This is a genomic window from Treponema peruense (assembly GCF_016117655.1).
Taxonomy (GTDB): Bacteria; Spirochaetota; Spirochaetia; order Treponematales; family Treponemataceae; genus Treponema_D; species Treponema_D peruense.
Window position 1 is genome coordinate 1,234,188 of the sequence record NZ_CP064936.1, and the last position, 20,171, is coordinate 1,254,358.

The 20,171-nt window shown below is 45.7% G+C and carries 21 protein-coding genes; 12 read left to right on the forward strand and 9 right to left on the reverse strand.

What is annotated here, in order from left to right; genetic code table 11:
• Positions 1 to 43: 43 nt before the first annotated feature.
• From IWA51_RS05590 to IWA51_RS12660, 5 genes are all read right to left on the reverse strand, one after another.
• A complete protein-coding gene (locus tag IWA51_RS05590; RefSeq protein WP_198443532.1) occupies positions 44 to 1,594 on the reverse strand; it encodes a hypothetical protein in 1,551 nt (516 codons plus the stop codon).
• Positions 1,591 to 1,965: a hypothetical protein gene (locus tag IWA51_RS05595; protein WP_198443533.1), complete on the reverse strand. Its 375-nt coding sequence runs from the start codon at positions 1,963 to 1,965 to the stop codon at positions 1,591 to 1,593. Before IWA51_RS05595 ends, IWA51_RS05590 begins: the two co-directional genes overlap by 4 nt.
• The gene (locus tag IWA51_RS05600; RefSeq protein WP_198443534.1) at positions 1,962 to 5,012 is read right to left on the reverse strand and encodes a chromosome segregation SMC family protein; all 3,051 of its coding nucleotides are present in this window, start codon (positions 5,010 to 5,012) and stop codon (positions 1,962 to 1,964) included. Before IWA51_RS05600 ends, IWA51_RS05595 begins: the two co-directional genes overlap by 4 nt.
• A 141-nt stretch (positions 5,013 to 5,153) precedes the next feature.
• A complete protein-coding gene (locus IWA51_RS05605; protein ID WP_230402722.1) occupies positions 5,154 to 6,224 on the reverse strand; it encodes a helicase-related protein in 1,071 nt (356 codons plus the stop codon).
• Positions 6,136 to 6,333 carry a DEAD/DEAH box helicase gene (locus tag IWA51_RS12660; protein WP_230402723.1) on the reverse strand — a complete coding sequence of 66 codons (198 nt, stop codon included), beginning with the start codon at positions 6,331 to 6,333 and terminating at the stop codon, positions 6,136 to 6,138. Before IWA51_RS12660 ends, IWA51_RS05605 begins: the two co-directional genes overlap by 89 nt.
• A gap of 48 nt (positions 6,334 to 6,381) precedes the next feature.
• On the opposite strand from IWA51_RS12660, the gene IWA51_RS05610 reads away from it, so the two are divergent.
• Positions 6,382 to 7,497: a glycosyltransferase family 4 protein gene (locus IWA51_RS05610; RefSeq protein WP_177527894.1), complete on the forward strand. Its 1,116-nt coding sequence runs from the start codon at positions 6,382 to 6,384 to the stop codon at positions 7,495 to 7,497.
• On the opposite strand, the gene IWA51_RS12920 is transcribed toward IWA51_RS05610, so the two are convergent.
• From IWA51_RS12920 to IWA51_RS05630, 4 genes are all read right to left on the reverse strand, one after another.
• Positions 7,406 to 7,831: a DNA cytosine methyltransferase gene (locus IWA51_RS12920; RefSeq protein WP_198443535.1), complete on the reverse strand. Its 426-nt coding sequence runs from the start codon at positions 7,829 to 7,831 to the stop codon at positions 7,406 to 7,408. The genes IWA51_RS05610 and IWA51_RS12920 overlap by 92 nt on opposite strands.
• A 259-nt stretch (positions 7,832 to 8,090) precedes the next feature.
• Positions 8,091 to 9,833: an ABC transporter ATP-binding protein gene (locus IWA51_RS05620; protein ID WP_198443536.1), complete on the reverse strand. Its 1,743-nt coding sequence runs from the start codon at positions 9,831 to 9,833 to the stop codon at positions 8,091 to 8,093.
• Entirely contained in the window at positions 9,834 to 11,636 is a 1,803-nt protein-coding gene (locus IWA51_RS05625) for an ABC transporter ATP-binding protein (protein WP_198443537.1), read from the reverse strand.
• Between the two features lie 143 nt (positions 11,637 to 11,779).
• On the reverse strand, positions 11,780 to 12,397 hold the full coding sequence (locus tag IWA51_RS05630) for a TetR/AcrR family transcriptional regulator (protein WP_177527897.1): 618 nt from the start codon (positions 12,395 to 12,397) through the stop codon (positions 11,780 to 11,782).
• Between the two features lie 299 nt (positions 12,398 to 12,696).
• Here IWA51_RS05630 and IWA51_RS05635 point away from each other — a divergent pair, with 299 nt between their 5' ends.
• The 11 genes from IWA51_RS05635 to IWA51_RS05685 all read left to right on the forward strand — a co-directional run bounded on the left by IWA51_RS05635 (position 12,697) and on the right by IWA51_RS05685 (position 20,040).
• Positions 12,697 to 13,365: a class I SAM-dependent methyltransferase gene (locus IWA51_RS05635; RefSeq protein WP_198443538.1), complete on the forward strand. Its 669-nt coding sequence runs from the start codon at positions 12,697 to 12,699 to the stop codon at positions 13,363 to 13,365.
• Positions 13,366 to 13,418: 53 nt separating this feature from the next.
• Positions 13,419 to 14,288: an alpha/beta hydrolase gene (locus IWA51_RS12665; RefSeq protein WP_230402724.1), complete on the forward strand. Its 870-nt coding sequence runs from the start codon at positions 13,419 to 13,421 to the stop codon at positions 14,286 to 14,288.
• 70 nt (positions 14,289 to 14,358) lie between these two features.
• Positions 14,359 to 15,012: a class I SAM-dependent methyltransferase gene (locus IWA51_RS05645; protein ID WP_198443539.1), complete on the forward strand. Its 654-nt coding sequence runs from the start codon at positions 14,359 to 14,361 to the stop codon at positions 15,010 to 15,012.
• A gap of 642 nt (positions 15,013 to 15,654) precedes the next feature.
• A complete protein-coding gene (locus IWA51_RS05650) occupies positions 15,655 to 15,912 on the forward strand; it encodes a heavy-metal-associated domain-containing protein (RefSeq protein ID WP_198443540.1) in 258 nt (85 codons plus the stop codon).
• Between the two features lie 182 nt (positions 15,913 to 16,094).
• Positions 16,095 to 16,685 carry a hypothetical protein gene (locus IWA51_RS05655; protein WP_198443541.1) on the forward strand — a complete coding sequence of 197 codons (591 nt, stop codon included), beginning with the start codon at positions 16,095 to 16,097 and terminating at the stop codon, positions 16,683 to 16,685.
• 256 nt (positions 16,686 to 16,941) lie between these two features.
• Positions 16,942 to 18,189: a methyltransferase domain-containing protein gene (locus tag IWA51_RS05660; RefSeq protein WP_198443542.1), complete on the forward strand. Its 1,248-nt coding sequence runs from the start codon at positions 16,942 to 16,944 to the stop codon at positions 18,187 to 18,189.
• A 24-nt stretch (positions 18,190 to 18,213) separates the two neighbouring features.
• Positions 18,214 to 18,372 carry a hypothetical protein gene (locus IWA51_RS05665; protein WP_198443543.1) on the forward strand — a complete coding sequence of 53 codons (159 nt, stop codon included), beginning with the start codon at positions 18,214 to 18,216 and terminating at the stop codon, positions 18,370 to 18,372.
• A 30-nt stretch (positions 18,373 to 18,402) separates the two neighbouring features.
• Positions 18,403 to 18,825, forward strand: a complete 423-nt coding sequence (locus IWA51_RS05670) for a hypothetical protein (RefSeq protein ID WP_329601803.1) — start codon at positions 18,403 to 18,405, stop codon at positions 18,823 to 18,825.
• Positions 18,815 to 18,985 carry a hypothetical protein gene (locus tag IWA51_RS05675; protein WP_198443545.1) on the forward strand — a complete coding sequence of 57 codons (171 nt, stop codon included), beginning with the start codon at positions 18,815 to 18,817 and terminating at the stop codon, positions 18,983 to 18,985. The genes IWA51_RS05670 and IWA51_RS05675 overlap by 11 nt, the downstream gene beginning before the upstream one ends.
• A 9-nt stretch (positions 18,986 to 18,994) precedes the next feature.
• Positions 18,995 to 19,786 (forward strand): class I SAM-dependent methyltransferase, encoded by a 792-nt coding sequence (locus IWA51_RS05680; RefSeq protein ID WP_198443546.1) that lies wholly within the window; start codon positions 18,995 to 18,997, stop codon positions 19,784 to 19,786.
• Complete coding sequence (locus IWA51_RS05685; protein ID WP_198443547.1) at positions 19,783 to 20,040, forward strand: hypothetical protein; 258 nt, start codon at positions 19,783 to 19,785, stop codon at positions 20,038 to 20,040. The genes IWA51_RS05680 and IWA51_RS05685 overlap by 4 nt, the downstream gene beginning before the upstream one ends.
• The last annotated feature ends 131 nt before the right edge of the window (positions 20,041 to 20,171 follow it).

The window sequence follows — 20,171 nt, forward strand, 5'->3', positions numbered from 1 at the left end:
TTCAATTAGTATTCAATATATAACAAATTCTGCATTACTTCAATTACCTTATATTGAAATAGAATTTCTTAAGGTAGGTGATTCTTTCGCGTGCACTGTTCCAGTCTGTACTCTGCGGGTATTCCCTTACAATCGTTTCGTAGGCAGCAAGTGCATTCTTTATGTCCCTTACCTGGGAATTTGTTTCAAGAACCTGCCCTTTAAGAAAAAGTCCTTCGTCTATTTTTGACGTTGCCTTTTCAAAGAACGAGTCCAGGTACCGCAGTGTCTGAACATAATCTTTTGAGTCAAACGAATTTTTTGCAAGCGAAAGGTAGTCTTCTGCCGTAAGAGGTGAGTCTTCTTCGATTTCTGAAAATGTACTTTCCATAACTTCAGATGGAACTGTTTCTACAGAAATGTCTTCTTCAGGAGCCGATTCCGAAGTCTGGATTATTGTTGTACCGGAGTCTCCTTTCTGCGAAGATGAATTCTGCTGTGGCTGCACGGTTGTATCTGGCTCTGGAATTGTCTTTTTTGGGGCAGTGGTATTTTGTACGGTGCCGGCGGTATTTTTAGAAGTATTTTTGTCTTCTCGGGAAGGAGTGCTTTGTGAAACTGCCTGCTGTGTTTCAGAAGCGGTTTCTTCCTGAACTGTATTTGACTTTCGTGCCGGTCTTGGCGGAACAGCCTGTGCATATGAAGGAGCCTGCGCGTGTTTCTGCGTTGCGTTTTTTCCTTTGACCGTAACTTCAAGCCAGTCGTCTATTATGTCTCCTGTAAGGGTGTCTGTTTTACTGAAGTGAAGAAGGGTTGTTCCTTCATTTCTTGAGCGTAGTGTAAATGAAGTATCCGTTGTTCCGATTTTTCTGCCAAAGTATCTGAACAGCTGCTTTCCGTCTTCTTCGCCAAGGTAAAGCCATCCGCTTCCTGGGTAGGAAATGTCCAGATACTGACCGCTTGTCATTGTCATTGAACGGGACGGAACAGGGATTATTTCTTCGGCTGCACTTTCTGTTTTTTCTTCTGGTGTTTGCTCGGGTTGTGAATCTGTTTCCTGTGTCTGCGGCAGCTGCTGTTCTGTCGCGTTTGTTTCTTCTGTAGTTTGTTCTGTCTGTATTTCTGTTCTGCCTGGAACCTGTTGTTCTTCTGGTGTTTCAGGTACAGAAGACGGCTGTTCTGCCTGAGTTTCCTGTTGCGGCTGTACTTCGCCAGAGGTATTTTCCAGAGACTGTTCCGGTTGGGTAATAGCGCTTTCTGAAGTGATATCCTCTTCAGGGGTAAGAATTTCTGTTTCTATGGGTTCTGTTTCGGGTAGAGGTTCCTGCGATTGTTCTGTTTCGCCGCTCTGGTCCTGAGGAAGCGGTTCTGTTATAAAAAAGCCGTCTATTCCTTCTACAGGCTCAAGCGCCGGTTCTGTTTCCTGCTGTTCCGGCTCTGTTGTGGTAGTGTCTGTTGTTTCATAAACAGGCGGTTCCTGTATGGCACCCGGTTCTGTCGGTAACGTTTCCTGCGGGACTTCTGCAGGCGGCTCTTTTTTTGGGGAAGATGCACACGAGGCAAAAAACAGTGCTGAAAGAAACAGGGTAAACGTATATTTAATGCAGTTTTTCACGGAGCAGCTCCTATGATTGAATCAATTATTTCTTTGTTTGAATTCCGCAATTTTTCAAGACCGCTTTCGTCTGGAAGGGTAAAGTATCTGTCTGTTTCTTCCTGCGTCCATCTGTCTTCGGGTATTCTTGAAAAATAGTGGTCTTCAGTAAGAGTGCTTTCAGCGGGGGCAAGTAGTTCCCTTGTCTGAACGTAGCGCTCTGCCGTCGGAATTACAACGGTTCTTTTATGGTTTTTGGGAATCTGCACGACGGCAATTACCATCGCGCTTATAAATAGAAACACCATCAGTGCCAGTACGGTAACAAGAAGCCGACTCTTTTTGGAAGCAAGTTTTTTTACCGTATCTGATATTCTGTCAGGTAATCTCATGTCGTCTCTTGCTGTTCAGTTTCGCCAGCGGCACTCTGTTCCCCAGAAGAATCTGTCTGCTCTTTCTGCGGGTTCTGTTCCTGCAAAGACTCTGTCTGTTCTGCAACAGCCGGACTTTGTTCTGATGCCTGTGGTTCCTTCAGAGTTCCGTCGGGGTTATGTTCCCTGCGGGGCGGTCTTGCCGGAATTACAATGCCTTCTTCGGGTGGAACATCTTCTTCTACAAAGTCGTCCTGCGAGTCAAAGGAAGCGCGACCGTTTATCATGTCTTCATCAAGCCTTACCTGAACAATTTTTGTGATTCCGCTTTCTTCCATTGTGACTCCCAACATACTTGAAGCACCCATTACGGTTTTTCTGTTGTGTGTAATGACAATGTACTGGCTTACTCCTGCAAAAGTTCTGAGCGTGTTTACAAAACTCGAAACATTCTTGTCGTCAAGGGCGGCGTCAATCTCATCAAGAAGACAGAACGGGCTTGGTCTTACCTGGTATGTTGCAAACAGAAGAGCAACCGCTGTCATTGTTTTTTCACCACCAGAAAGCAGTGAAATGTTTTCGAGCTTTTTTCCCGGCGGCTGTGCATAAATGTCAATTCCGCTTGTAAGAACATTTGTCGGGTCTACAAGACGAAGTTCACCGCGGCCTCCGTTGAACAGTCTTCTGAACATATTGTGGAAGTTTCTTCTGATTTTGTTGTATGTATCCAAAAAAAGTTCCGAAGATTTTGTTCTGATTTCTTCACTTACGCGCACAAGACTTTCAAGGGTTTTCTGCGTGTCGTTGTAATTTGCCTGCTGCTTTTCGTAGCGTTCCTTTTCTTCGGCAAACTGTTCAACAGCCATAAGGTTAACAGAGCCCAGTTCCTGAATTTTCTGCTTTGTTTCAGAAAGCTTTTCCTTTAGGGAAGCAGAAGAGGCTGTAATTGTGTACATGCGCTCTTCAAATTCCATAAGATCACGCGAATAATTGTCCTGAAAGTTCTGCTTTACGTTTCTGATTTCTGTTTCGTTCTGTACAATGTCTACGCTGAACTTTTCGAGCTGAGACTGGTATTTGTTGCGTTCTTCCTGCTTTTTCTGGAGTGCGCTTTCTTTTCCGCTTACTTTGCTGTAGCATTCCTTGATCTGTGCATCCAGTCCGTTGAGTTCTGCTGTAATGGATTCTCCCTGCTGCTGAAGTTCTGCAATGCGTTCTTCAATTTCTGCAATCTGGTCATCCATCTCTTCTTTGCGCTGGTTTTCTTTAAAGAGCTCGTTCTGCTGTTCGCGCAGTGAATTTTCTTCCGAAGCAAGGGTTTTGCGCAGTGTAGAAATCTGTTGCTCGCATGAAGTAATCTGCTGGCTCATCTGTGCCTGGTTTATTCTGAGTTTTGCGAGCGTTTCCTTGTATTCGTCGATTTTTTTTGTAAGTTCGGAATTCTTTTTTACAAGACCGTCGTTTTCGGTTTGAATTCCGTCTATCTTGTTGAGGTTTTCCTGGATTGAAAAATCTATGCCGCGTTTTTTTGTAATAATTCCTTCAGGTGACAGAAAGTCATCTATGAATCTTGGAGCCGTCTTTGTGTACTGCTCAAGTGCCTCTGAAAGGTCTGTGAGCATTTCAAGAAGATCAGAAAATGCCTTTACAGCATCTGTTCCCATAACGGCAGAATCTTTTTCACTGTGCGAAGGAAGGGCTGCAAAGTCGCGGAATATGTTTGCGCGTCCGTTTGCAAAAATCTTTATTTTTTCGAGCTTTGTGTCCAGTTCGTCCTTTGCCTTTTTGTTTGCTGCAGAAGAATAGCCTGCGTCCTTAAGTTTTGCGTCAAGTTCCGTTACAATGTCTTCTGTAATGGCTTCGAGCTGCTTCTGCAGTTCGGCTCTTTCATCATCAAGTGCCCTTATCTTCTGTGCGTTTTCTGCAATATGGGCTTCGTTTTCATGAATCTGTCCCGAAGACTGGTCAATGTTCTGTACGAATCCGTCTATATTTCTGTTAATGTCATCGAGTTTTTTGTTTTTTTCGTGAAGTTCGGCGTTAAGAGCATCAATGTCTTCGTTGTATTCTTCTATGCGTTCCTGAACGTTTTTTATGCGGTTTTCTATCTGTCCAATGGCTTCTTTTACCTGGCTCTGATGGTCGTGCAGCTGTTTTGCCATTGCTTTTTTACCGGTTTGTTCAGCACTCAGTTTAATGACTTCCTGCTGCTTTATGTTTACCTGTTCCTCGAGGGACTTGATTTTGTCGGTATTTTCGTTGAGTGTATTGTAGATTTCTTCTATTTCTGCGGCGGCTGCATTGCGTTTTTTTTCGGCTTCAGCGCGGCTCTGCTCATGTCTTGCCTTATTCTGGGTAAAGTCCTTGAGCTTAAGAAGTTGAATGTCCAGCTCGTAATTGAACTTGTCTTCGTTGAGTTTTCTGTACTTTGAAGTCTTGTCTGACTGAACCTTAAGCGTTTCGTAATTGCGCTTTGTTTCTGCAAGACCAATGTCTATCTGTGCAAGATTTGCCCTTGTTCTTTCGAGTTCGCGCTCTGCGTCTGCAACCTCTGCTTTGCTGCGGCTTATTCCTGCTGCTTCTTCAAAAAGATAGCGGCGGTCTTCGGGTTTGGAAGAGAGAACCTGGTCAATTTTACCCTGTTCCATGACAGAATATGCAGCTTTACCGACACCGGTGTCCATAAAGAGCTTGCGAATGTTTGTGGCTCCAACCTGTCTGTCGTTAATAAAATACTGGTTTTCACCGTTCCTGTAGAGGCGTCTTTTTATGACAATTTCGCTGTCTTCGAGAGGGAGAAGTCCGTTTTCGTTTGCAATTGTGAGTGAAACTTCGGCAAGGGAAAGTGCAGGTCTTGCTTCTGTTCCGTTAAAGATTACGTCTTCCATGGATTCTGCGCGAAGGTTCTTTGATTTATTTTCGGCAAGAACCCATTTTATTGCGTCTACAACATTACTTTTTCCACATCCATTGGGGCCGAGCAGGGCTGTTATTCCGTCCGCAAATACAATGCGGGTACGGTCGGCAAATGATTTAAAACCGTAGATTTCCAGACTTTTTAAAAACACATGATTCCTCTTGAAAGAAATGCACCAATAACAGAGGCACATCTTAGAATAGAAAGCCCCGATTGCAAACCGGGACTTCCAAGCATTATATCAGTAAAGGTACTTTGTAACAAGATACAACCAAAACTTTCACAGCTGCATTTATTCGCAGTCTTCGGGAGCCAGAAGTTTTCCGCCGTAGAGAATCTTGGGGTAAACTTTTATGTGAATCTTTTTTTCAAGTCTTGCGTAGTTTTCCATTTCCCTTTCGTCACCAATCACGCAGTTGATTCCTGTGTTTCCGGCCCGTCCCGTTCTTCCAGCCCTGTGAATAAAGAAATCTGTAGTTTCGGGCAAATCCATCTGCACGACGTGCGTTATTCCCGGAATATCCAGTCCGCGTGAGGCAAGGTCTGTCGTTACAAGGACAGGCAGTTTTCCGCTTCTGAAACGGTCAATTGCGGCTTTGCGGTTCTTTTTGTCTGTTTTTCCGCTCAGACCCGCGCAGTCAATTTTTCTGTAGGCAAGCTTTGAAACAATGTTTTCGATCTGGTCGGTTCTTGCAGTAAAAACAATGAGTTTCTGCGGCTTTTCTGCGTTAATGAAGCTTCTGAGAGTGTCAATTTTGTCCCTGCGTTCGGCAAAGATGGCCCAGTGTTCAATTCTTTTTCTTAGGACATCTTCCAGCGGCAGTGTAACAAGTTTAATTGCATCTTCTTCTGAATATTTTCCGCCGGTTATTCCGTCCCTGGCTTTCTGAAGAATTTTTCTGGTATAGTCACTTACCGTGGCCGAATTTCCTATAAGCTCTACATTTGCAGGCAGTCTTTCCAGAAGTCCTTCCGTAGAATCCCTCAGTTCTGGTGACAAAAGACGGTCTGCTTCGTCAAGAACAAGAACTTCGGTACTGTCTGCCTTGAGTTTTTTAAGATGGATAAGTTCAAGAAGACGGGCAGCCCCACCTATAACAATCTGCGGCTTTTCCTTAAGCATATCAATCTGGCGCGCAATAGGGGCACCTCCGATGCAAAGTGCACATTTTACCTTTGAAACAGCCTGAATCTGAACCTTTATCTGGGCGGCAAGTTCGTACGTAGGGGAAGCAATAAGAATTTTTACGGCTTTTGAAGGATTTTCTTCTGTTTCAAGCCTCTGTATAAGCGGAAGAAGGTAGGCGAGCGTTTTTTCCGGTGCCCGTTTCGCTTTGGAACATAATATTTTTTTTTGCTGCAATAAGCGGAATGACTTCCCTTTGGACCGCAGTAGGTTCTGTTATTCCGGCAAGTGCAAGGGCGTCAGTAAGTTCTTTTGTGATTCCAAGATCTGAAAAAGTAGTATTCATTTTTCTACTATAGCATATTTTGCATTTTTAGGATATAATCCCGCTGCTATGAAATTCGGAATTGATACATTCGGCTGCGATCACGGAAGGTCGGGGCAGGGCTCATATCTTCTTTCTTTAGTCCGCAGTCTTCCTTCTGACTGTGAATTTGAACTTTTCGGAACCGAAGTTGACAGATATACATATACTTCTGATTTGCCGTTGAAATACATCGGCGTCAATGTTCCCGACAGTCTTGCAGCAGAGCGTTACTGGCATTTTTTTAGGGCAAACAAATTCTGCAGGAAGAATTCCTATGATTCTGTTCTGTATACCGCAGGTGCACGGCTTTTGCCTTCATCATTTTCTGTTCCCGGAGTGGCCGTTGTCAATGACATACTCAGTGCAGCATTTGCTTCAGGAGAAGATGCATTTGCCCGCTGGCAGATAAAAAAAGGCCTTTCTTCTGTAAACTGCGTAATTGCTTCAAGTGAATATGTCAGGGAAGATATACTGCGTTCGGGAATTTCACCGAGGCGCATAGAAGTCGTTCACAACGGAATAGACCACAGTCTTTTCTTTCCTACAGACGTGCTGGACTCTGGTGGTGAAATAATTGACATAAAGCCTTTTGCAATAAAACGGCCGTACATAATTTATGCCAGCCGCATGCAGAGTGCCGAAAAAAAGCATATTGAACTTATAAAGGCATTTTCCATCTTTAAGCAGAAAACGGGTTTTCCGCACAGACTTGTCATAGCCGGAAGCGAAGGTCCGTTTGGCGAACAGGTACACAAGGCAGCTTTTTCTTCAACTGCAGCAAGCGACATTTTTATAACAGGGTATTTCCCGCATGAAAACTTTCCGGAGCTGTACAGAAATTCAGAAGCGTGCATTTTCCCTTCAGTCAACGAAGGTGTAGGACTGCCTGTTCTTGAAGCGATGGCGACCGGTGTTCCTGTAGCATGTTCTTCTTCCGGGGCTTTGCGCGAAATTGCAGGTGACAGCGCTCTGTTATTCAACAGCGATGATGTAGAAGAAATGGCTTTCTGCATTGAGCGCATAATTACTGACAGGGCACTTCGCAAAAAACTTATAGAAAGCGGAATCCGCCGTGCGGCAGATTTTTCATGGGAAAAAACCGCTCAAAAAACCGTAGAAATATTGAAATCCACTGTGGAATAAAAATTAAGACTTTATAAAAAACATTGTAGTCCTGCTCTTTTAAGAGATTTACAATTTTGATTTTTCGCAAATTTCCATAGTTTTTTTCTCCCTCTGTATTGTGCAAGAGTCTGTAAGTTGTTTCCGCTAAACGGCTTGTATCGGAAAATCCAACGCATTTTAACCCGGACTGTTCAAGCCCGAGTCTACCAGCTCCAATGCCAGAGCAAAGTATGCTGATACTTTGTCCAAAACATGCTGATGTTTTTAGGTCTGTATGCTGACGTCTTTTGAATTTTGTACTGATGTTTTTAGCCTGAAAAATTTTATGAAAATTTTCAAAATTTATGGTCAAAAAAATTGACAGCGAGGGCTTTTAAACGTATATATCAAAGTAGAAACAGACGGTTAACCCTCAAAAACGTGAGGAGAAGAAGTTCTACTGTTCTCCCGAGCAAGGGTCTTTGCCACAATGTCAAGTGGTGAATTAAAAAAAGACAGATCACTATCAAAGAAATTTATCTTTCATAGTGTGTCTGCCTCTTTTGAACCTTGAGCTTTCTTATACAAAAAAAGCCTGAGAGAACTTTTAAAGAACTCTCAGTCTAAATCGCTTAATTTAATCGCCACCCGGCGCTTTGTCGTTGTAGCTCCACCATGCGGCGGTAAAGACCGTTTTTGTCCATCAGCTCTGCCGGTGTTCCTTCCTCCGCAACCCGACCATCTGCCAGAACGACGATTTTATCGGCTGCCTCCACAGTACGCATCCGGTGAGCGATCACCAACACAGTCTTTCCTGCCAGCAGACGGGAGAGCGCTCCCTGAACCTTTGTCTCATTTTCCACATCCAGGCTGGCCGTTGCTTCGTCAAGAAGGACGATGGGGGCGTCTTTCAACAAGGCTCGTGCAATAGAGATACGCTGCCGTTCACCACCGGAAAGCTTCGCCCCGTTTTCTCCGATGGGGGTGTTGTAGCCCTGGGGAAGCCGATGAACAAACTCATCGCAGTTGGCCGCTTTGGCCGCAGCCCGCACTTCTTCATCCGTTGCGCCACGCTTACCAAGACGGATATTTTCCATCACGGTATCGTCAAACAGCACCACATCCTGAAACACCATAGAATAATCCCGCAGCAGTACCTCTGGGTCTACGGTAGAAATATCCACACCACCTACACGAATCACTCCTTTGGAAATGTCCCACAGCCTTGCGGCAAGCCGGGCACAGGTGCTTTTACCGGAACCGGAAGGACCTACCAGTGCCGTGACTTCGCCCTCTTTAGCAGTAAAGCTTACATCATGCAGGACTCCTTTCTCATCATAGGAAAAGCCCACATGCTCAAAGACAATATCATGTCCCTTTGGCTCAAATTTCTCCGCACCCTCCGCTTTAGGCGTGTCATAAATTTCATTCATACGGTCAGCAGACACCTGAGAAACAAACATTTCTGCAATGAGTGCCAAACTTTGGTCGAATGGGGCATAGACACGAGTAATGACCAATAGAAACAGGAACAAAAGCATGAAATCAATGCTGCCGGACAGGATCAAATTCGCCCCCACAAGAATGGTCGTTGCCACGCCTAACCGCATGATAACGCTTGCGGCATTTACAAAAAGGCCGGTTCCCAGTTCACCCTGAATTGTAACTCGTTCATATTCGTCAATTTTCTGATTCAGTCCGTTTAGATACCGTTCCTCCTGGTTTGTGGCACGAATCTCTCTAACATTTTCTAATGCTTCCTGAATACCATCTGACACTCGGACAGCAGCTTTTTTCGTCCGTTCTGCATTTCGGGCGGCAATCTTGCGGCTACCAAACAGCAGGCCAAAGGCTACCGGTACACCCCACAGGCAAGCAACAGCCAACCGCCAGTCGTAAACAAGCAGGCACACAGCGATAATCGCCGTAGAGATGTAAGCACCGTACAGATACCCCAGCACATGAGACCAGACATGTTCCATCCGATTCACGTCTCCCATGATAGTCTCGGTCAAATCTGCCAAGTCCCTCTTGCCAAAATACCCCAGAGGCAGTTTACGAAGCCGTTCCGCCAGACTGAGACGTGTGGTTTTGACCTCATTATATACCAGCCCATAGGTAGCTTTGTATTGCTGCAAATGGGTCACGAAGGACAGGAGGGCAAAGAGAACCAACAGTCCGAGGACAATCGCTGAACCGGGAAGCGGACTTCCTTCTGTCAAGGCTCCCATAAAACCAGACATTACCAGATACAGAATGCTGACACCGCCCATAACAACCAGATTCACGATCACTGTCCAGAATGTGCCTTTCTTTGTGTTCCGGACACCCTGATCGGTCAGGGCATATTTTCGTTGAAACTTTTCTCCAAACATTTACTCTGCCTCCTTTTCGCTGGTGATTTTCCACTGAACTGCCTTGTTATAGTCAGTCCACATCCGGGCATACAGACCGCCCGAAGCAGTCAGCTTGGCATGAGTACCCTGCTCGACAATGTGCCCCTCTTCAAGAACGATAATCTTATCAGCGCCCACAACAGTGGATAGACGGTGTGCAATCATAATAACAGTGCGGTCTTTCGTCAGTGTGGCAAAGGCTTTCTGAATCAGCACCTCATTCTCAGGATCGGCAAAAGCAGTTGCCTCGTCAAGCACCACAATGGGGGCATCCTTCAAAATGGCTCTGGCCAGTGCGATGCGCTGTTGTTCACCACCGGAAAGATAGGTTCCCTCGGTGCCGATCTGTGTATCAAGGCCATCCGGCAGTTTGTCAAGAATATCCTTGCACTGGGCAGCCATTAGCGCGGCCATCACCTGTTCTCTTGTCGCTTCTGGTCGGGAGGCTCGGACATTTTCCAAAATAGAGGTTTTGAACAAACGGTTATTCTGGAATACAAAAGCCACCTGATCCATAAGGACATGCGGATCGATCTGAGCAACATTGACTCCTCCGACTTCCACTGCGCCGGACGTTGCATCCCAAAAACGCGGAATCAAGCTGGCCGCCGTTGTCTTTCCGCCGCCGGACGGTCCCACCAGAGCTACGGTCTGCCCCGGTTCGGCTGTGAAAGACACATGAGAGAGTGCAGGGCTTTCCGATCCGTTATAGGTAAAACTCACATCCTTAAATTCTACTTTATTACTACGAGGGGACTGCGGGTGACTGGGTGCTTTCAGGGTAGGTGCCTCCATCACCTGATTGATCCGCCCCAAAGCGGTACTGGCCAACATCATACCAGAGGAAGCAAACATTATTTTTGCAAGCGCAGTGGAAATGATGGCTGAAAATACGGCATAAAAAACGAAATCGGCAACAAAGCCGGCAAAACTGCCGTTTGCCAGTGCACCTGGAGCAAGGAACAGCGCCACTGGAACCAGAAACACGAACGCTCCTTCAGTAAAGGTTAAATTGACAGCCTGAGGAGCACGGCATACATCCGCCGTATAATGTTCGGCTTTGCTGCTGTAATCTTCGATAGCCTCCTGAAACGCCTTGAACGAGTAGACCGTCTGCTGAAATATTTTAACTACAGGAATTCCCCTTACATATTCTGTTCCCGCTTTTGTCATGCGATCCTGGGCCGCCTGGTATTCCGCCATCAGTTTGGCATTTTTGCCACCCATCATGGAGAACATGGCGATTACCGAAATGACTGCCGCTAAAAGGCAGGCTGCTCCCATTCGCCAATCAAACAGAAACATCATGACCAGCATCGACAAAAACAACACGATAGTGCCTACTATGTCTGCCAGATTATGTGCCAGCAATGTTTCGGTGTCGGCTGCCGCAGCATCCAGCCGCCCGCGAATCAGACCAGAAGCGTTGGAATCAAAAAAACCCAGCGGAGCCTTCATCACATGAGCAACCCCTTGTTTTCGTATGTTGGAAGCTGTACGGAAAGCAGCCAGATGGGTACACATTAGGCCTGCAAAATACAGAATAATGCCGCCCACTGCGAACGCAAAGGCAATCCAGCCATATTTGGAAACATTCTGCGCCTGTGTCCATTCCGGGGCTGCCTTAATCAGATCACGGGCCGCCAGCCAGATACAAATGTATGGAGCCATGCTCAAAAGCATTGACACCGCCGATAGGGCCAACCCTAAGAAGGTCAGGCCTCTGCGGTTTCCCGCATATTTCAGCAGGACAGCCACATCGTTCTTTTTTTCTTCTTTCATCGAATGACCTCTTTTAAATAGTGAGAAATATATTGGTTAGCATAAACTAACTTTCAAATAAAAAAAATAAAGAATATCACACAGCACTCTGCTTGTGAAAGGGACAGAGCGCATTCTGCATATCACTGACGCAATCGCAGCAATTAAGACGACATCAGCTTCAACCATCCGGCCGTATAGAAAGTACGCAGCTGTTCTACATCCCGCATGGCCTGTTCCTGCGGAATATCGTGAACAACGATCTCAACAAAGCCGTCCAACATACCACTGGCAATGATATGACACAGAGACGGGCTTAATTCTGGGATACTGTGTCCCAGGCGGCGGAGCGTCTCCATGTACTTAAAGGTGCTTTCCACTTCCAGTTCTACCATGTTATGAATAAAGTTTTCATAGCCAGTGCCTTCTGCGCCGCAAAACAGCAGTTTCACCGGTTTCCTGTGCTGGCAGACATATTCCGCCATCCAATGAATGTAAGCTCCTGATTCCTCGACCATATGTTCCGGTTGTTCCTCTGCGGGAAGCTCGGAAAAGGAGATATGCGCATCCACATATTTACTCATCAAAATAGCGGCATGCGGTTCTACAATGGAAGCAAACAGAGCCTCTTTGCTGGAAAAATAGCCGTAAAAGGCCCCCGTAGTTACTCCAGCGTGTTTCACGATCTGCCGCAGAGAGGCCCCAAGAAACCCTTTTTCAGAAAATTCATCCAGAGCAGCCTGTTGTATTCTTTCTAATGTATCTGGTGTTTTTGATTCCATGACGGCCTCCATATAACAGTGCTATGTAACAATGTTATAATGCAGCAGACAGATACGTTTGTCAAGGCAAATAGCGGTTTTTTACAAACAAATCAAGCTTTATTCATAAAAACGGCTTCTGTTCGCCGCAATGTCAAGTGGTGAATTCAATTTGTGTTGAGGAAAGATAGTTGGGTGAGAATCTGGCGCAGCGGTTGAAAAAATCATAATCCGGCGCTATACTGCCAGTTAGATATTACTAACTATTGGTATAAATCACTTATAGAGAAAAATCGGAAGTTGAAAGGGAGAACATTGCAATGAATTTTTTTGAGAACACCCGTAAGCCGCAAGGCTTCAGTGGAAAATTGATGGCGAAGATGATGAACAGCGGCCACGCCAAGGTGTCGCAATGGGGATTCTCAAATATCTCCGCGAAGCCAGACGCTAAAGTGCTGGATGTCGGTTGCGGAGGCGGAGCAAATATTGCGGCCTGGCTGGATAAGTGCAGAAACGGCCATGTGACAGGACTGGACTATTCGGAGGTCAGTGTGGCAGAATCTCAAAAGCTGAACGCTGCTGCCATTAAACAGGGAAAATGCAGAGTGGTTCAGGGCGATGTATCGGCTATTCCCTTTCCCGATGCGGTCTTTGATTATGTCTCTGCCTTTGAGACAGTTTACTTCTGGCCGGATCTGAAAAAATGCTTTTCCGAGGTAAATCGTGTTCTGAAAAGCGGCGGAACATTTCTGATTTGCAACGAGAGCGACGGAACGAATGCCGCAGATGAAAAATGGACAAAGATGATCGGCGGTATGAAGATTTATAATCGTGATCAACTTGCCGTTGCTTTGAAAGAAGCGGGTTTTACAGAGATAAAAACGTATACAAACACAAAAAAGCATTGGATATGTATTATCGCAACAAAACAGACTTCCAGTTTATCTGAAGTTGGACAACGTGAAAAATCGGGAATTTCGGAGGAATGAAAGTATGACTGAAAAAGAGTTTACCAAGGCGGCGATATGCGAGGTATAGGATTATGGCTTTTTCAGAAGAACTAAAGGCATTTCAGGATACACATCCGTTTTCCGCAGCAATCGTGGACGGCATAGAAGTAAATTATCTGCTGTGTGGCAATGAAAGCAGCAAGATCACTTTGGTGTATCTTGTGGGCGGAACGGGCTTTTCTGTTGTTTGGTTCAATCATATCAGGCAGATGGAGAAAGATTATCGGATTCTGACCTTTGATTACCCGGTGCAGATTAATGACATGGAGCAGCTTGCGGATTTTACAATTCGGTTTGTGGAACAGATGAAAATCAAAAATCCGTTATTTATAGGCGCATCTCTGGGCGGACTTCTTGCACAGCTTATTATGCGAAAATATCCGAATGGCGATGCGGCTTACGGACTCTATTCCACATCCGCTTTGTCCGCGTCCGCTGTCAAGGACTTAATGAAGCAATACAAATCCTACGGAGTCATGCTTGCGCTTATGAAGATTGTACCCTATAGCTGGATTCGCAAAATTCTGATTAATGTCTCCAAGAAAATGGTCGGTGTTGAAAACGAGGCGGAGCAAGACCGAAAATATATGGAGGATTTCTTCGAGTGGGTTTACCAAAACTACACAAAGGAATTTGACATTCATATGACCACGCTGATGGTAAGCATAGCGAAAATAAAACCGATAACGGAGCAGGACTATAAAAAGGCTGATAAAAATGTGCTGCTCGTCCTGCCCACGGACGATAAGGCTTTTTCAGAAGCGGCGAAGAATGAGCTTATCAGTCATCTTCCGAACGCTATGGTCACAATGGTAACAGGCGGCCATACAGCCACATTGTACAAGGTTGGCACATATGCGGAAGGCACACGGAAGTTTATTGAAGAAAGAATCTCAGTTTAGAAAGCGTGTAATCTATGTCTGGGCGGGATGCTGACAGGCAGTTCAATCGGGATTTTGAGGAGGAATAGTCATGGCAGATAAAATACAAAAGGCATATCAAGATTCAAAAAATATATATGATGACGTGCTGACGCAGGGAAATATTTTCAGCAAGCTCTACATTAATTTCTTTTGGAGCGGAACAGATGATAATGAAATCGCAAGGAAAGTGCTTTCATATATCCCTGATGATTTTCACGGAAAACTGCTTGATGTACCTGTTGGGACAGCTGTATTCACATATAAGAAATGGGGAATGCTTCAAAACGCAGATATTACCTGCCTTGATTATAGCGAGGATATGATTGAACAGGCACGGGATAGAATGAAGGATTACTCCCATGTTTCCTGCGTTCAGGGAGATGTCGGAAATCTTCCGCTTAAGGATGAAAGCTGTGATATCGTCATCAGTATGAATGGTTTTCATGCTTTCCCGGACAAGAAAAAAGCCTTTAAGGAAACATGGCGTGTATTAAAACCGGGAGGCAGGTTCATCGCCTGCTTTTATATAAAGGGTGAAAAGAAAATCACAGATTGGCTTGTTAAAAATGTTTTGTCAAAAAAAGGATGGTTTACTCCACCATTCCCAACACAGGAACATCTGATGAACATTCTTAATAAGCTTTATAAGAATATAGATTTTCATGTAGAAGGGGCAATGGTCTATTTTTCGGCAGTAAAGTAGAAAACTTTCAATGCATGCATTGTCATAAGGATAATGTACTTTTGAATAGCTTCTTTTCATTTTTTCAGTTGCTTTAATATAAGCATCTGCTTTGTAATGACTTCCTCTGTCCGAGTGAATTATCAAAGGGTTTTTAATTTTTCTTGTTGCCTTTGCTTTTTCCACTGTCTTAATTACAAACTCTTCTTCCATAGTTCGTGATAATTCCTATGCAATAATTTTGCGCGAGAATAAATCCATAATTGTCGAGATGCAGCATTTGAAAGCCTACGCTTCCACGGATGCACTTAAGAACGCCTGCATTGACCCGCAACATCCGCAAAGGGCCTGGAACGGACTACGGCAAGACAGGCAAATATACCGGCATCGGCACTTTTACGATTGTGGAAGAGGCAGACGGCAAAGGCGCCTCCAGGTGGGAGCTGCTTTCATGCCGAGTGTATTGTGATAATGCCGTGACAGGACGGTGTAAAAAAACTGAAAATTCTGCAAATCTGCCGATGCCCTATTGACAAAGACCAAACCGAAAGAGTTATACTTGGTAATGAGTTAGCGGCTACTAACAGGAGGTAGCCGCATTAATTAAAAATAATGGTTAGTTAATGCTAACTTATATTAGGATGGCAAAGAAGGAGGTTTTCTTTGATCAGGATCATATTAGGCGTAGAGGGAATGGCCTGCGGTATGTGCGAGGCCCATATCAATGAGGCGATAAGGAATGCGTTCCCTGTAAAAAAAGTAACAAGCTCGCATACGAGGAAACAGACAATCATCCTTACAGAGCAGGATATCCCGGAACAGGAACTGAAAGGTGCAGTGGCAAAGGCTGGGTATGATGTTGTGTCAGTAAGCAGTGAGCCGTATGAGAAAAAAGGGCTGTTCGGAAGACTTGTGAGGTAGTGCTATGCAGACGCAGGTTTTTCAGGGTGTCATGATACCGTTTTTGGGGACAGCACTCGGCTCCGCCTGTGTGCTGTTTATGAAGAATAAACTGAACCCAATGGTGCCGGTGGGACGGGGGCTGACGGGTTTTGCGGCAGGCGTCATGGTGGTGGCTTTCCGTTGCAGAAAGGGGAAGGCGAATGTTCAAGGTTGAAAATAAATCGAAAGAAGAAATTGCGGAAATCGGAAGGAAGATCGGGGAGGCGTTTGCCGCTGAAAAGGCGGGGATTGTTACAATGCTGACAGAAGCACAGGCGGTCAAGGCTTTTGAAATAATGACTGAATATTTTTACAGGGCAGGAGTGCTGTATGCCACATCCGAAACAGGCGAAGGCTATCTTGCGTATTGGGAGAAAAAGAAAAAAAACGCAGTCGGCCCTGCGTTGCATATGATTAAGCGCTTTTTAAGGGAACTGCCGTTAAAGGCGAGTCTGACTGTCATGCAGAGCGGTGGTGAGCAGTACGCAAAGATTTTTAAGAAAGAGCGTAATTACATTGCTGTATCCATGATAGTGGTGCTACGTGAATTTCAGGGAAAGGGATTCATGCACAAGGTTTTAGAACAGCCTTTTGCCGAGGCAAGGAAGAAAAATATCCCCTGCATACTGGATACCGACACACCGCTCAAGGTGGAGAAATATATCCGATGCGGCATGAAACTGGCCGGAGAGAAGAAACTGCGGCATGGCATTTCATTGTATACAATGGCTTACTCTGCAATCCTGTCCTGATACCGCTTATCATAGGGAATCTGACAACGATGCTCCCGTGGCCGGTAAACCAGTTTGATCATTTTTCTGAATCCCTAGGGCATCTGGCGGTACTGGCTGTGGGCATGGTTGTGATATATAAGGAACAGGAAAACAGAAATAAGAAAGAAACAGGATCGTAATAGCAGTACATGAAATGGCAGGGAGTAAGAGGAATATGGCAGGCGGGTGAATCGATGTATTCTCTGGCTGCCGAAAAGCGGGAGGTGATCTGTATATGAAATATATCGGAATGCCCATGGGAATGTGGGCGCTGTTTAAAAAATCTTTTGAACAGAATCTGACCACAGAGTTTGGGCTGGACAGGAATACGGCAAAAAAAGTCACGGCAAAAGCAAAATTCCGTTATAAAGAGATCATTGCCGGACTGCCGGAATTTGAAAAGAAAGACTGTTTCAAGGTGAATATCGTCAACTGCGCCCTGCTCTCTGCCTTTGTGCTGAATATGCCAAAGCGCCCTGATGTAAAGCGGCTGACAGCATATTATGCCGGCTCCATGATGACTCCTGCCATGAGGTGGTTCTGCCGTAAGAGCGGGAAATCCAAATTTTCTGACAAGGACATCGCTTCCATGCAGGCCACTGAGCGGCTGAAGGCGGCAGACAGGAATCCTTATTCGTGGAACATGGAATTTTATCCTTATCCGGACGGCAGCGGTTATGAAGCCCGTTTTACTGCCTGCGGCATCTGTACTCTGATGCGGGAGCTTGGCCTGTACGACCTTGTCCCTGCCATGTGCCGGCTGGATTACACCATGAGCGAAGCGGGATGCGCAACAGACTTTGTCCGAAAGTACACATTGGCTTCCGGCGGACCGTACTGCGACTGCGGTTATAGAAAGAAGCCAGGCAGGAACGACAATAAAGGCTTTTGGGACAGGTGGGCAAAACGCTATGACAGAACAATAGCAATAGAAAAGAATACCTATGTACAGATTCTGCGCCGCATGAAAAAGAAACTGGACAGGGAGATGTATGTATTGGAGCTTGCCTGCGGCACAGGGGTTTTGTCCGCACAGCTTGCGGGAGGCGTAAAAATGCTGGAGGCAACGGATTTTTCAGAAAAGATGATAGAAAAGGCGAAGCAAAGGGCGCACTCTTCCAGACTGCATTATTCCGTGCAGGACGCAACGGCGCTTCCCTATGCACCGGGAACCTTTGATGCAGTGATCATCTCAAATGCCCTGCATATCATGCCGTCCCCGGAAAAGGCCCTGGCAGAAATAAGGCGGGTGCTGAAACCGGATGGAATCCTGATCGCGCCCACATTTACGGCAGCAGGAAGCATTTTCGGGCGTTTGAAGATACGGGTGATGGAGCTTTCGGGTTTTCAGGTATTTCACAAATGGAAGCCACAGGAATATCTGGATTTTTTGAAGGCGAACGGTTTTACCGTAACCGACAAGGAGGTTTATGGAGGCGCGCTGGCGCTGACATATGCAGAGGCAAAGGTGAAAAAGGTATAAGAAACGGGCAGGAGACAGCCTGTTATGAAATACAACGGTTTTTATTTCAGGCTTTTTACAAGGCCGATGAAAAAAGTCTTGTCAGAAAAATATGGCAGGCAGTATGCGGATGGAATCATGAAAAAGAGTAGGGTTCTCTACCTCAGGCTGGTGAGGGAAACGGATTGCCGAGGATACCTATGAGCGGCACAATACCTTCTGCCGGCTCCCTGGCTGTGCCTCCATTTGTTTTATGTCATGATTCTTTTTATATTCGCATGGCTTAATGGCAACGGCTATGAAGCGGCTGCCCTGCCTGCGGCGGAGGCTCTTTTTTCACAGCTATCCTGGGTTGTGGCATTAAGTGAGGCATTTATGCTGCCGCCCTTTTTATACTGGTTTTATCTGCAGGTTTGCGGCAAAACGGTGTTCCCGAAATGGATAGCGTTTACGAACGTGTTGGTTATTTACGGAATTCTGCTGCTTGTGAAAACTGCCATGCCTGATGGATCATTCCGGATTGGATTTACAAACGGGCTGATGAGCGCAAGCATGATCATTTGGTTCGGGATTATGCTTGCGTGGTCTGTGCGGCATCTGCAGACAGGTGTCCCAGATAGCAAAGATAGGCGGACAGGAGGTTGTTATGACAAGTAAAAAGTACAAAGAACTGTTGCTGAAAGAGTTTGATGACAATGATCCAATCGTCTACAATATGTGCCGCAAAGATTATCCCGATGTGAGCGGGCTGAAACTTGAGCGGTATGAAGTGAGGAGAGGGTTCCGCCTGCATTGTGTGGTCAGGAAGTCGGGCTGAATGGGAGGTATGGATATTATGGAGTTACGATTAGGAGACGTCCAGGAAACAGCCCTGATTCCACTTGCGGTCAGGGCAAATGAAACAAAAAGGGAAAATGCGAGAATCCATGATGGGAAAGCTGTGGAAATCATAGAAACGCTGGGAATTGATACAAAGGATATAGACAGATTCTTTTCCCATGAGGGCGTGGTGGCGAGAACGATCATGTTTGACAGGACTGTGAAAAAACTGTTGTCAAAATATCCGGATGCGGTCTGTGTGAATATTGGGTGTGGGTTGGATGACCGCTTTTCGAGGGTTGATAACGGAAAAATCCAGTGGTTCAATGTAGACCTTCCGGATTCCATAGAAGTGAGAAAAAAAGTTTTTATGGAAGCGGAGCGCGAACATATGCTGGCGGGCGATATCCTCAAGACAGACTGGATAAAAGACATCCCCAAAGCAGATATCGTGATCGTGATTGCCGAAGGGCTGCTTATGTATTTTTCAAAGGAGCAGGTAAGGACGATCCTGCATAACATCACTGGCTCTTTTAACCAGGGATACCTGCTTGCGGAGCTGATGCACCCTAAGATGATGAAAGAAAAGATGCACGATACGGTAAAGCATACCAATGCGAAGTTCGGGTGGGGGACCGAAACGGGAAAGGAGCTGTTAGCACTCGACCCGGAGTTGGAACTGTTAAAGGAGAGCAGTTTTTGGGATGAGATGAAGAAATATACGCTTGTGGGAAAGATAGGGAGCGTCATAGCGAAAAACCTGAATAACCGGCTTGCTGTTTACAGGTGGGGAAAATGACGGAGATCTATCTGGCAAAAAACCATCTGCTGCTGGAGGCGGGATACGGGAACATGGAAATGCACAGCCATTCTGCCAGCCATGTTTTGGTCGGGCTGCATGGGAAAATGCGTGTTGTCACGGATGAGGAAGAGATAACATGCCGCGGCGCCATCCTGCCGTCGGGGATTGCCTTTTCGGGCTATCTGGTATTCCGGAAACTGTTCTGTGCCTATATGCAGATTGCAGAAGGCGCATCCATTACGGCCACTTAGGCGGAGCTTAACGGCCGGAAGGCATTGGAAAACGGCCGCCTCATAATCAAATAAAGAGCAGAAAACCTTCATAATGGAATTATCCGCGGAAGCGGAAATTCTAAAGTTATGGAGGTTAATGTATGCTCGAT

Bases quoted from the DNA above. Each gene is read 5' to 3' on its own strand.
- IWA51_RS05595 (WP_198443533.1), bottom strand. From the start codon at position 1,965: ATGAGATTACCTGACAGAATATCAGATACGGTAAAAAAACTTGCTTCC.
- IWA51_RS12660 (WP_230402723.1), bottom strand. From the start codon at position 6,333: ATGAATACTACTTTTTCAGATCTTGGAATCACAAAAGAACTTACTGAC.
- IWA51_RS05610 (WP_177527894.1), top strand. From the start codon at position 6,382: ATGAAATTCGGAATTGATACATTCGGCTGCGATCACGGAAGGTCGGGG.
- IWA51_RS05620 (WP_198443536.1), bottom strand. From the start codon at position 9,833: ATGTTTGGAGAAAAGTTTCAACGAAAATATGCCCTGACCGATCAGGGT.
- IWA51_RS05625 (WP_198443537.1), bottom strand. From the start codon at position 11,636: ATGAAAGAAGAAAAAAAGAACGATGTGGCTGTCCTGCTGAAATATGCG.
- IWA51_RS05630 (WP_177527897.1), bottom strand. From the start codon at position 12,397: ATGGAATCAAAAACACCAGATACATTAGAAAGAATACAACAGGCTGCT.
- IWA51_RS05635 (WP_198443538.1), top strand. From the start codon at position 12,697: ATGAATTTTTTTGAGAACACCCGTAAGCCGCAAGGCTTCAGTGGAAAA.
- IWA51_RS12665 (WP_230402724.1), top strand. From the start codon at position 13,419: ATGGCTTTTTCAGAAGAACTAAAGGCATTTCAGGATACACATCCGTTT.
- IWA51_RS05645 (WP_198443539.1), top strand. From the start codon at position 14,359: ATGGCAGATAAAATACAAAAGGCATATCAAGATTCAAAAAATATATAT.
- IWA51_RS05655 (WP_198443541.1), top strand. From the start codon at position 16,095: ATGTTCAAGGTTGAAAATAAATCGAAAGAAGAAATTGCGGAAATCGGA.
- IWA51_RS05660 (WP_198443542.1), top strand. From the start codon at position 16,942: ATGAAATATATCGGAATGCCCATGGGAATGTGGGCGCTGTTTAAAAAA.
- IWA51_RS05665 (WP_198443543.1), top strand. From the start codon at position 18,214: ATGAAATACAACGGTTTTTATTTCAGGCTTTTTACAAGGCCGATGAAA.
- IWA51_RS05675 (WP_198443545.1), top strand. From the start codon at position 18,815: ATGACAAGTAAAAAGTACAAAGAACTGTTGCTGAAAGAGTTTGATGAC.
- IWA51_RS05680 (WP_198443546.1), top strand. From the start codon at position 18,995: ATGGATATTATGGAGTTACGATTAGGAGACGTCCAGGAAACAGCCCTG.
- IWA51_RS05685 (WP_198443547.1), top strand. From the start codon at position 19,783: ATGACGGAGATCTATCTGGCAAAAAACCATCTGCTGCTGGAGGCGGGA.